Raw genomic sequence first — 12,847 nt, forward strand, 5'->3', positions numbered from 1 at the left:
GGCCGTACTGCATCGGACGGGTTCAGAGAGAGACAGGTTCACAGGAGGGATTCAAGCGCAAGGAGGCTCAGAGGGGGGGTTAATCCATATGACAAATCCCCTTATATCTACCGCTCCAAGACGGCGTCAACATAAATTACGGTCGTAAATATTGCCTATTTCGGACATCCTAATTCACAAATGATTCATTTGTGACAGTCTTCCCATCTCGACTCAGCACGGGCGGATATGCATGAATGTCCTTCATCAGGTGTAACGCGCCACCCACCCGAAAGTGAACTTGGTGTGACATCGTCGCCCGGTCTGTCATCGAGCAACGTCCAACTCTCCGGCGCCAAGCGCGCCCTCCTCGAGCAGCGCCTGCGCCGCCGGGCCTCCGCGCCGGTCCGCGCCATCCCGGCGCGCCCTCCGGACCGGCCGGTCCCGCTCTCGTTCGGGCAGGAGCGGCTGTGGTTCATGGACCAGTTCGCCCCGGGGAACGCCGCCTACACGATCCCGGTCTCCCTCCGGCTGCGCGGCTCCCTCGACCCCGACCGGCTGGAGCTCGCCCTGCGCGCCGTCGTGGCCCGGCACGAGAGCCTGCGGATGCGCTTCCCCTGCGACGAGGACGGCCGCCCGTACGTCGTCGTCGGCGAGGAGGCCGAGATCGAGCTGCGCCGCGCCGCGGCCGACGGCGAGGCGGCCGCCGTGGAGATCCTGAGCGCCGAGATGGCCCGCCCCTTCGACCTCGCCGCCGGCCCGCCGATCCGCTCGACGCTCGTCCGGCTGGCCGAGGACGACCACGCGCTGCTGGTGGCCGTCCACCACATCGTGGCCGACGGCTGGTCCGTCGAGATCCTCACCGAGGAGCTGCGCGCGCTCTACAGCGGCGCCGACCTGCCCGAACCGGAGATCCAGTACGGCGACTACGCTCTGTGGCAGCGTGAGCGCCCGGTCGCCGAGACGGATCTGGACTACTGGCGGGAGCGACTGGCCGGTGTCCCGCCGCTGGAGCTGCCCGCCGACGGCAGGCGCGCCGCCGAGCAGACCTACGCCGGCGCCTCCCACGTCTTCCTCCTGGACCGCGAGCTGGTGGACGCGGTGGCCGGGCTCGCCAGGCGGGAGGATGCCACGCTGCACATGGCGATGCTCGCGGCGTTCCAGGCCCTTCTCGGCCGCTACTCGGGTCAGGACGACTTCGCGGTCGGCTCCCCGGTGGGCGGGCGCCCGCGCCGCGAGCTGGAGGGCGTGATCGGCCTGTTCATCAACGTCCTGGCGGTCCGCGCCGACCTGGGCGGCGACCCGGCCTTCCGGGAGCTGCTGGACCGGGTCCGCAGGAGCACCACGGACGCCTACGCCCACCAGGAACTGCCCTTCGAACGGCTGGTCGGGGAGCTGGGGATCGCCCGGGACGTGTCCCGGCCGCCGGTCTTCCAGGTCGGCCTCGCCTTCCAGAGCTACCGCGGCGCGCAGCGCCCGCCCTGGCCGGGCCTGACCGCCGAGCCGCTCGGCCTCGACGCCCCCGCCGCCCGCTTCGACCTCGAACTCTTCCTGGAGGAGGAGCCGGAGGGGCTGCGCGGGACCCTCGTCTACAACCGCGATCTCTTCGCCGCGGACACGGTCGCGGGCCTGGCCGCGCACTTCGGGACGCTGCTGCGCGCGGCCGTCGCGGAGCCGGACATCCCTCTGTCCCGGCTGGAGATCCTCTCACCGGACGAGCGGGAGCTGATCCTCGCACGGGCCGCCGGGCCGCGGGTGCCGTACGACCGGGAGGCCACGCTCGGCGCGCTGTTCGAGGCGCAGGCCGCGCGGACCCCGGACGCCGTGGCCGTGGAGTTCGAGGACGTGCGGCTGACCTACGCCGAGCTCGACGCGCGGGCCGGCCGGCTCGCCCACCGGCTGCGCGAGCTGGGCACAGGTCCCGGCTCCCGGGTGGCGATCTGCGCCGAACGCTCCCCCGAGCTGGTCACCGGTCTGCTGGCGGTGCTGAAGGCGGGCGCGGCCTACGTCCCGCTGGACCCGGACTACCCCGCCGACCGGCTGGCCTTCATGCTCTCCGACGCCGGGGCCGCGGTCCTGCTCGTCCAGGAGGCCGTCAGGGACCGCCTGCCGGCGGCGGACGCGGTCACCGTGTCGCTGGAGGAGGATCCGCCGGACTGCCCCTGCGCGGCGTCGTCCTCCCCGGCGCTCCCCCGCTCCGCGACCTCCGGTGACATCGCCTACATGATCTACACCTCGGGTTCGACGGGCCGCCCCAAGGGGGTGCCGAACACGCACGCGGGCATCGTCAACCGGCTCGACTGGATGCAGCGGGCCTACCGCCTGACCTCCGGCGACGTCGTCCTGCAGAAGACCCCGGCGGGGTTCGACGTGTCGGTGTGGGAGTTCTTCTGGCCGCTGATCACCGGGGCCCGGCTCCTGCTGGCCCGCCCCGGCGGCCACCGGGACGCCGCCTACCTGCGCGATCTGATCGCCTCGCGAGGCGTCACGACGATGCACTTCGTGCCGTCGATGCTGGCGGCGTTCCTGGCCGAGGAGGAGATCGAGCGCTGCTCCTCGCTGCGGCGGGTCGTGTGCAGCGGCGAGGAGCTGCCCGCGCACGTGGCCGAGCGGTTCTTCGCGCGGCTGCCGGGCACCGAGCTGTACAACCTGTACGGTCCGACCGAGGCGGCCGTGGACGTCACCCTGTGGCGCTGCGTCCCGGGGGACGCGGCGGTGCCCATCGGGCGCCCGGTGCAGAACACCGAGCTGTACGTCCTCGACCGGCACCTGCGGCCCGTGCCCTTCGGGGTCCCGGGCGAGCTGCACATCGGCGGGGTCCAGCTGGCCACCGGCTACCACGGGCGGCCCGGCCTGACCGCCGAGCGCTTCGTTCCCGACCCGTTCGGCCCTGCGGGCGCGCGGCTGTACAAGACCGGGGACCTCGTACGGCTCCGCCGGGACGGGTCGATCCTCTTCCTGGGCCGGATCGACACCCAGGTCAAGATCCGTGGTCAGCGGATCGAACTGGGCGAGATCGAGTCGGTCCTGCGCGAGCAGCCGGGCGTGGGCGAGGCGGTGGCGGTCGTCCGGGAGGACGGCGCGCCCGGCGACCGGCGGCTGGTGGCCTACGTCGTCCCGGACGCGGAGCTCGCGGGGCCCGACACGGCCGCGCTGCGGGCGGCGCTCAGAGCCGCCCTGCCCGACGCCATGGTGCCCTCCGCGATCGTGGTGCTGGACGCGCTGCCGCTGAGCCCCAACGGCAAGCTGGACCGGGCGGCGCTGCCGGCCCCGCCGCGGCCCGGGGAGACCGGCGGGCGGGGCGCGGAACCGGCCACGCCCGCCGAACGCGCCATCGCCGGGGTGTGGCGGGAACTGCTGGACGTGGAGAGCGTCGGGGCCGACGACGACTTCTTCGAACTCGGCGGCCACTCCCTGGTGGCCATCCAGGTGGTCGCCCGCCTGCGCAAGGCGCTGCCCGATCTGGGGGGAGGGCGCGCCATCGGGGTCATGGACCTGTTCAAGAACCCGACGGTGCGCGCCCTGGCGGAGCTGGTGGAGCGGCCCGACGCGCCGCAGGGGCCCCGCTCCCTGCTGTACGAGCTGACCCGGCCGGGTCCGCAGCGGAGCATCACTTATGTCTGCATCCCGTACGGCGGCGGCCAGGCCATGGTCTTCCAGCCGCTGGCGGACGCGCTGCCCGAGGAGTGCGCGCTGTACGCCATGGCCTTCCCCGGGCACGACCCCGGTCTGCCCGACGAGGAGACCAAGCCCCTGGACGAGATCGCCGACCAGTGCGTCACGGAGATCCTGGAGGGCATCGACGGCCCGCTGGCGATCTACGGTCACTGCGGCATCGGCGGCGCGCTCGCCGTGGAGGTCGCCAGGCGGCTGGAGGCGCGCGGCCGGGAGCTGGAGGCCGTCTACATCGGCGCGATCTTCCCGTTCGCCCGGCCCACGGGCCGCATCGCCGGCCCGCTCGGGCGGCTGCTCCGGACGGACCGGCTGCGCGGCGACCGGGCCTACGAGAACCGGATGAAGTCGATGGGCAACGACGTCTCCGGGCTCGACGAGGAACAGATCAGGTTCATGGTCCGCAACCAGCGCCAGGACACCCTGATCGCCGAGGAGACCTTCACCCGGCTGCTGCGGGAGGAGATCACCCCGCTCCGCGCGCCGGTCGTCTCGGTGGTGGGAGAGCAGGACCCCGCGACGGACTACTACCGCGAGCGCTACCGGGAGTGGCACTTCCTCAGCCCCGAGACGGCGCTGGTCATCCTCGACGAGGCCGGGCACTACTTCCTGAAGTACCGGGCCGAGGACCTGGCGGAGATCCTGACCAACACCCACATCGCGATGGGCTACGGCGCCGCGCACACACTCGACCGGACCTCGCGGGGCCCGGCCGCGGGCTGGTGGATCGAGGAGACCTCCGTCCTGTCCCGCGGGACCCCGGAGTCCGGGGCCGAGGGGTCCTGGGCCGGGGAGCCCGCGGGCGGCCGTACGGCACCGGAGACCCGCACGCGGGAACGCCGGACGGGCGGGCGGCCCGCGCCGGACCCCAGCATGCGGCGGTTCATGGTCGTCGCCCTGGCCCAGCTGGTCTCGATGACGGGGACCGCGGTGACGGACTTCGCCATCCCCGTCTGGATCTACCTGACGACCGGGTCGCTGGTGGACTTCGCGCTGTTCACCGCCCTGTCGATCATGCCGGGTGTGGTGGCCGCGCCGCTGATCGGCGCATTGGTGGACCGGGCGGGCAAGCGCCGGATGATGGTCACGGGCGCCTGCCTGGCCGGCGGGGTGCAGCTCGTCCTGGGCGCGCTGCTGTGGAGCGGGAGCCTGCAGATCTGGCACTTCTACCCGCTGACCGCCTGCCTGTCGATCGCCCTGATCTTCCAGCGCCTGGCCTTCACCACCGCCCTGCCCCAGCTGGTGCCCAAGCAGTACCTGGGCCACGCGGCCGGTGTCGTGCAGATGGTGATGGGCACCTCGCAGTTCGTCGCGCCGCTGGTGGCCGTGGCGCTGCTGTCCTCGATCGGCCTGAGCGGCATCCTCGTCGTCGACGTGGCCAGTTTCGGGGTGCTGCTGGGCGTGCTCGCGCTCGTCCGCTTCCCCGCCACGATGGCGCACGTGCGCCGGGAGACGCTGACGGCGGAGATCGCCAACGGTTTCCGGATGTCGTTCGGGAACCGCCACCTGCGGGCCGCCCTGCTGTACTTCGCGGCTCTGAACGTGATGCTGGCGGCGCTGCTGCTGTCGATCTCGCCGCTGGTGCTGTCCTTCGCCCCGCTCTCCACCGCCGGGCAGATCTCCTTCGCCGGCGGCGTGGGCGCCACCCTGGGCGGCCTGGTGGTCGCGCTGTGGGGCGGCCCGCGCCGGCGCCGGATGCGCGGGGTGCTCCTGGCCACGCTGCTGCTGAGCTTCTTCGCGGTCGTCACCGGCCTGCACGCCTCCCCCCTGGTCGTGGGGGTCGGCGCCTTCGGCCTGTGGTGCAGCCTGTCGATCGTCAACGGCATCTTCATGACGATCGTGCACGTGAAGGTGCCGCAGCGCTTCCACGGGCGGGTCATGGCGGTCAACCAGATGATCTCCTGGTCCACGCTGCCGCTGGGCATGGCGGTGGTCGCGCCGTTGGGCGAGCGCCTGCTGGAGCCGCTGCTGGTCCCGGGGGGCGCGCTGGCCCCGACCGTGGGCGCCGTGATCGGCGTGGGCGAGGGCCGGGGCATCGCCCTCATGTACATCGTGCTCGGCCTCGGCATCGCCGTACACGTGCTCGTCTCGATGCGGATCCCGGTTCTCGCCCGGTTCGACGACGAGGTCCCCGAGGCCGTGCCCGACGACCTGGTCGGGGCCCAGGCCCTGCGCGAACGCGCAGGCAACCGCGTCAGCCTGGCCTGGAGCGCGCCCGCGTTCGCCAAGGCGCTCACCATGCCGCTGCCGGCGGAGAAGGCCTCCGAGCTGCTGGACACCGAGGTCGAGCGGGTCGTGCTGCGCACCGGCGGGGAGATCAGCGCGGTCTACGAGGTCCGCTGCGCCGACCGGAGCCTGCCGCACCCGGACCTGATCGTGAAGATCTACCCCGATCTGTTCACCGCCAGGCTCCACAAGGAGATGCTCGTCTACGACCTGCTGCGCGGCAGCGGCGTCCCGGCGCCCGAGGTGGTGAAGTGGGACGAGTCCAGGCGCGAGCTGCCCCGCGCCTACCTGGTCATGACGAAGGTGGAGGGACGGCCGCTGTCGGAGGTGTCCGGCTCCCTGCCCGAGGCGGCCGTCGCCGGCCTGTACCGGGAGATGGGGACCGCGCTGCGCGCCCTGCACGGGGTGGAGCTGCGGGAGTTCGGCCCGCTCGACGGGGTGCGCGAGCCGTCCAACGAGGCCTATCTGGGCGGCCAGCTCGACCTGCGGACGGCCCAGCTCGCCGAGTTCGGCGGCGACCCGGCCCTGCACGCCGAGATCGTGGAGTACGTCGCGGCCCGGCGGCACCTGCTCGCCCGCTGCCGCACCCCCGTGCTGTGCCACCACGACTTCCACGAGCGGAACGTGATGGTCGCCGAGCGCGACGGGTCGTGGCACCTGACCGGCGTCATCGACATGGAGAACGCCCTGGGCGGCGACCCGCTCATGGACCTGGCGAAGACCGACTACTTCGCGGTCCGGGGCGACCCGGTGCGCCGCCGGGAGCTGCTGGCCGGGTACGGCGAGCTGCCCGCCGACTGGGCCGAGCGCGTCGCCCTCTACCGGCTCTACCACGCGCTGGACCAGTGGGGCTGGCTGGCCACCATCGGTGAGACCGACGCGCTGGTCCCCATCACCGGAGAGATCCGCGAATGCCTGAAGGACCCCGTGAAGGAGGGCCGTTGACCGGCGACGTCTTCCCCGCCTCGTTCGCGCAGGAGAGGATCTGGTTCCTCACCTCGCTCCAGCCCGGCCTCGCGGTCTACAACATCGCGACCTGCTCCTCCCTGCCGCTGATCCGGCCGGTGGACCCGGAGCTGCTGGAACGGGCGCTCGGCCTGCTGGTGCGCCGGCACGAGCCGTTGCGCACCGCGCTCGCCTTCCGGGACGGGCAGGTCGTCCAGGTGATCGCCGCCGACGTCCCGGTGGTCCTCGCCCGCAGCGACGTCTCGGGCGCGGCCGACCCCGGGGCGGAGTTCGACCGGATCGCCGCCGAGGAGACGTCCGCGCCGTTCTCCCTCGACCGTGCCCCGCTCTGGCGGGCCCGGCTGGTGCGCCTGGGGCCGGACGAGTGGCGGCTGCTCTTCGTCGCCCACCACACGGTCTACGACGCCTGGTCCGCGCAGATCTTCGCCGAGGAGCTGACCGAGCTCTGCGCGGCGCTGCGCGAGGAGCGGCCGCCGCGTCTGCCGGAACTGACGATCCAGTACGCCGACTACGCCGTCTGGCAGCGCGACCGGCTCACCGGCGGGACGCTCGACGCCGACCTGGACTACTGGCGCAAGCAGCTGGCCGGGAGCGTCCCGGTGGAGCTTCCCGCGGACCGTCCCCGCCCGGCCGAGCTCGGTTACGCGGGAGCCACCGTCGGATTCTCCGTGCCGGACGGCACGGCCGAGCGGGTCGCCGATCTCGCCAGGCGGACGGGCACCACGCCGTTCATGGTGCTGCTGACCGCGTTCGCGGCGCTGGTGGCCCGCTGGACGGGCCGGTCCGACATCGTCGTGGGCTCCCCGGTGGCCGGTCGCGAGCTGCCGGAGCTGAACCCGCTGATCGGCATGTTCGTCAACACCCTGCCGCTCCGCGTGGACCTGGGCGGCGACCCGGCGTTCGGCGAGGCGCTGGAGCGGGTGCGCGCCACCGTGCTGGAGGCCCTCGACCACCAGGAGGTGCCGTTCGCCAAGCTGGTGGAGGCGCTCCGGCCGCCGCGCGACCCCGGCCGGACCCCGCTCTACCAGATCGGGTTCAACCAGCTGCCGATCGAGGCGCACGGCCGCCAGCTGGCCACCGGGACGGCCAAGACCGATCTCACCCTGGAGGTGCAGAACCCCGGCGGCGGCAGCCTGAGCGGCTGGGTCGAGTACAGCACCGACCTGTTCGAGGAGGCGACCGTCCGCCGCCTCGTCTCCGGCTTCCTGACCCTCCTGGAGGCGGCCCTCGGCGACCCCGGCCTGCCGGTCTCCCGGCTTCCCCTGATGCGGGAGGAGGAGCGCGCCCTGGCGCTGGCCGCGGGGCACGGCCCGGCGACACCGTACCCGCGGCGCCCGCTGCACGAGCTGGTCGCCGAGCAGGCGGCGCGGACGCCGGACGCCCCCGCGGTCGTGGCGGGCGGAGCGTCCGGGACGGTGACGCTGACCTACGCCCGGCTGGAGGAGCGGGCCGACGCCCTGGCCCGCCGGCTGCGCCAGCGCGGGGTCCGCGCGCAGACGCCGGTGGCGGTGTGCCTGCCGAGGGACCCCGACCTGATCGTGGCCCTGCTGGCGGTGCTGAAGGCCGGGGGCTGCTACGTGCCGCTGGACCCGGACTACCCGGCCGAACGGCTCCGCTTCATGCTCGCCGACTCGGGCGCCACCCTGCTGCTGACCCGCTCGACGCTCGTGGAGCGCCTGCCGAGCGACCACCCGCCCGCGATCCTGCTGGACGCGCTCCTGCCGGGGGCCCTGCCGCCGCTGCCCCCGCAGGACGTCTCCCCCGACGCCCTCGCCTACGTGATCTACACCTCCGGGTCGACGGGCACGCCCAAGGGGGTGATGGTCCCGCACCGGGGCGTGGTGAACCTGGTCACCGGCCTGGGCTTCACCGCGGAGGAGCGGATGCTGCTGCTGACCTCGCTCTCCTTCGACATCGCCGCGCTGGAGATCTTCGGGCCGCTGCTGGCGGGCGGGACCGTGGTGCTCGCCCCGCCGTACGGCACGGGCGGGCTCAGTGCGCTGGTCACCGAGGCGGGGGTGACCACGGTGCAGGCGCCGCCGTCGGTGCTGGCGGAGATCGCCGACCATCTGCCCGCCGGGCTGCCCCGGGTCTTCAGCGGCGGCGAGCCGCTCCCGGCCCACCTGGCCGGACGGCTCCACGAGATCGCCGGGGAGGTGTGGAACCTCTACGGGCCGACGGAGACGACGATCTGGTCGACCGCCTGCCGGGTGCCCCGGGAGGCCGGGACCGTCTCCATCGGCCCGCCGGTGGCCAACACCGCGGCCCACGTCCTGGACGCGGCGCTGGAGCCGGTCCCGCCGGGGGTGGCGGGCGAGCTCTACCTGGGCGGCGACGGCGTCGCCCGCGGCTACCACGGCCGTCCCGGCCTGACCGCGACGCGCTTCGTCGCCGACCCCTTCGGCACCGGCTCCCGGCTCTACCGGACCGGCGACCTCGTACGGCGGGCGCCCGACGGCACGCTGGAGTTCCTGGGACGCGTCGACGACCAGGTCAAGGTCCGGGGCGTGCGGATCGAGCTCGGCGAGGTGGAGGCGGCGCTGGCGGCCCATCCCGGCGTGCGCCGGGCGGTCGCGGCGGTGCGGGACGACGCCCCCGGAGGCCGGGCGCTGGTCGCCTACCTCGACACCGGCGGCCCCGGCGGCCCCGAGATCCCCGCCGCGGAGCTCCGGGCGTTCCTGCACAACCGCCTGCCCGCCACGATGACGCCCAGCCTGTACGTACAGGTCGGCGACTTCCCCCGGCTGCCCAACGGCAAGCTGGACCGCGCCGCCCTGCCCGCGCCGCGGGCGGGCGGCGAGGCGTCCCCGGCGGCCCGGCCGTCCACCGCGAGCGAGGAGCTGGTGCACGAGATCTGGTGCGAGGTCCTGGGCCGGCCGGAGGTGGGCGTCGACGACGACTTCTTCGACGTCGGCGGCCACTCTCTGCTCGGCACCAAGGTCGTCGCCCGGATCTGCTCCGAGGTCGGCATCGACCTGCCGATGAACATCCTGTTCGGCACCCGTACGATCCGCCTGCTCGCGGCCGCCGTCGAGGAGCACCTGGCTGCCGAGATCGACCGGCTCTCCGAGGAGGAGGCGGCGTCACTGATCGACGGGCGCGCCTGAAACACCCGGGCCGGGCGCCCGCCTCGCCGAACCGGCCTGGCCCCGCTCCCCCGCCGGAGGCGGGCATGCACACCCCCGGCACCCGGAGGCCGCGCCGGGGGTGATCGGTCTCCACGTCCACCCGTCACGGCCGCACGCCTTGACAGGCAGCCATCCGGCTGCATAATTTAAAGGCAGCTAGTTGGCTGCACATCCACTGACGGCAACCCTGATACGAGGGCGGACATGGACGAGGTGTTCAAGGCGCTGGCCGATCCGAGCCGCCGCGCGCTGCTCGACTCGCTCAACGCCCGCAACGGGCAGACGCTGCGCGAGCTGTGTGCCGGGCTCGACATGGCCAGGCAGTCCGTCAGCAAGCACCTCGCGGTACTGGAGGAGGCCGGACTCGTCACCACCGTGCGGCGGGGGCGGGAGAAGCTGCACTACCTCAACGCCGCGCCCGTGCACGAGATCGCCCATCGGTGGATCAGCCGTTACGACCGGGCCAGGGCGCAAGCCCTGGCGGACCTGAAACTCGCCCTGGAGGAGACCCCGATGGACGCGCCGACCTTCGTCTACACCACCTACATCCGCACCACCCCGCAGAAGCTCTGGCAGGCGCTGACCGAGCCCGCCTTCACCCGCCGCTACTGGGCCACGGAGTTCACCACGGACTGGTCCGCCGGCTCGCCGATGACCTGGGACAACCACGGCGTGCTGATCAGCGACCCGGAGCAGGTCGTGCTGGAGGCCGAGCCCTACAACCGGCTCTCCTACACCTGGCACGCCATCACCCCGGAGCTCGCCAAGCGCTTCGGCTGGGACGAGGGGCTGCTCTCCCGGTTGTCCGCCGAACCCCGTTCGAAGGTCACCTTCACGATCGAAGAGGCCGCCGCGCAGGTCGTGAAGCTCACCGTCGTGCACGACGGCTTCGAGCCCGGATCGGATCTGGCCGAGATGGTCAGCCACGGCTGGCCGAACGTGGTGGCGAGCCTGAAGTCGCTGCTGGAGACCGGCGAACCGCTGCCGGACGACGCGTGACCCCGATCGAGTCCCGGCTACGCGACCGCGCCCATCCCGGCCCGTGATGCCATGAGACCCGGATGCGGGGGTAGACGGGTCCCATGGTGTCTTCCTCATCTCGATCTTCCCGGACACACCCGGACTCTTCCCGGACCCACCCGGACTCTTCCCGGACCCACCCGGACTCTTCCCGGACCCACCCGGGCTCCTCTCGGCCTCAGCGGTCCGGAGTCCTGCACACGCTGGCCCGGACCGTCGCGGCGCTGCGCCGCGGACGCGCCCTGCACACCCGCGGGCGGTCCTTCGCCGCGACCTTCCGGGTCCTCAACCATCCCGACATCTACCTGGGCATCCCCGTCCTCGACGAACCGGGAGAGCACGAGGTGCAGGTGCGCCTGTCGAAAGGGGCCTCCCTGCCGGGACGGCTGCCCGACGCGCTCGGCCTGGCGATCCGCCTGCCCTGCGACTCGGCGCCCCACGGCAGCCTCGACCTGCTGCTGACCACGACCGCGTGGCCGAAGTCCGTGCCCTTCCCCAGCACCGGGTTCACCTCCGGCGTCTTCTCCAGCCTGGTCTCCTACCGGCACGCGGCCGGGCGGCTCCGGTTCCTGGCCGTCGCGACGGACCGCGGCCGGGCCACCTCCCCCGACCCCGGCGAACTCGTCCCGGTCGTCGAGGCCGCGCCGCTCCGCTTCGCCCTGGGCATCGAGGGGTTCCACAACCGGCCCCTGGCGCTCCTGAGCGTGCACACCCCGCTCCCCGAGGCGGAGGAGACGGCGTTCGACCCGGTGGTCAACAGCCATCCGGCCCTGCAGCTGCACGGCCTGCTGCGGTGGGCGCGCGCGACCGCCTACGCGGGCTCACGGCGCGGGCGCGGGCATCCGGAGCCCGGCCGCCCATGACCAGCCGAGAACACGGATTTTAAGAAAACACACAAGTTCACCAGCCGTCAGGCCACCTACCGAGGCCCTGAGTCATACCATTGCGTGACCTGCCCAGGTTGTAGAGATGCAATGGTGCACATGTCTGAGACCGCCGCCTCCGTGGCAAAACGCACCTCCACGAAGGCCGGAGGCGTCGAAGAACTGGACCTGCGCCAGCTCCTGGCCGGGCTGACGGCCGTACGCGACGGTGACTTCGGCACCCGTCTGCCGGACGAGGGCGACGGGCTGCTGAAGGAGATCGCCACCGTGTTCAACGGCATGGTGGACCAGCTCTCCCTGTTCACCTCCGAGGTCACCCGCGTGGCGCGCGAGGTCGGCACCGAGGGTCAGCTCGGCGGCCAGGCCGACGTGCCCGGCGTCTCGGGCACCTGGAAGGACCTCACCGACTCCGTCAACGCCATGGCCGGCAACCTCACCGACCAGGTCCGCGACATCGCGCAGGTCGCGACCGCGGTGGCCACCGGAGACCTCTCCCGGAAGATCACCGTGGACGTCCGGGGCGAGATCCTGGAGCTGAAGAACACGCTGAACACCATGGTGGACCAGCTGTCGTCCTTCGCCGCCGAGGTGACCCGGGTGGCCCGCGAGGTCGGCACCGAGGGCCGGCTGGGCGGCCAGGCCGACGTCAAGGGCGTCTCGGGCACCTGGCGCGATCTGACCGACTCGGTCAACTACATGGCCGGCAACCTCACCGACCAGGTCCGCAGCATCGCCCAGGTCACCACCGCGGTGGCCAAGGGCGACCTGTCACAGAAGATCACCGTGGACGCCCGCGGCGAGATCCTGGAGCTCAAGACCACCATCAACACCATGGTGGACCAGCTGTCGAGCTTCGCCGACGAGGTCACCCGGGTGGCCCGCGAGGTCGGCACCGATGGGCGCCTGGGCGGCCAGGCCGACGTCAAGGGCGTCTCGGGCACCTGGCGGGACCTGACCGACTCGGTCAACTAC

General features: G+C 72.8%; 5 protein-coding genes. All 5 read left to right on the forward strand.

Annotated features, from left to right (window positions below; genetic code table 11):
• Positions 1–285: 285 nt before the first annotated feature.
• A complete protein-coding gene (locus tag IEZ08_RS23960) occupies positions 286–6,822 on the forward strand; it encodes a non-ribosomal peptide synthetase (RefSeq protein ID WP_229803457.1) in 6,537 nt (2,178 codons plus the stop codon).
• Positions 6,819–9,950, forward strand: coding sequence for a non-ribosomal peptide synthetase (locus tag IEZ08_RS23965; protein WP_176728483.1), 3,132 nt, complete (start codon positions 6,819–6,821; stop codon positions 9,948–9,950). The genes IEZ08_RS23960 and IEZ08_RS23965 overlap by 4 nt, the downstream gene beginning before the upstream one ends.
• Before the next feature lie 225 nt (positions 9,951–10,175).
• The gene (locus IEZ08_RS23970) at positions 10,176–10,970 is read left to right on the forward strand and encodes an ArsR/SmtB family transcription factor (protein ID WP_189242933.1); all 795 of its coding nucleotides are present in this window, start codon (positions 10,176–10,178) and stop codon (positions 10,968–10,970) included.
• Between the two features lie 83 nt (positions 10,971–11,053).
• On the forward strand, positions 11,054–11,854 hold the full coding sequence (locus tag IEZ08_RS23975) for a hypothetical protein (protein WP_068923375.1): 801 nt from the start codon (positions 11,054–11,056) through the stop codon (positions 11,852–11,854).
• Positions 11,855–11,974: 120 nt separating this feature from the next.
• On the forward strand, positions 11,975–12,847 hold an 873-nt coding region (locus tag IEZ08_RS23980; protein ID WP_189242934.1), incomplete at its 3' end, for a HAMP domain-containing protein.

Origin of the sequence: Planobispora rosea, from assembly GCF_014648175.1 — a bacterium.
Lineage (GTDB): Bacteria > Actinomycetota > Actinomycetes > Streptosporangiales > Streptosporangiaceae > Planobispora > Planobispora rosea.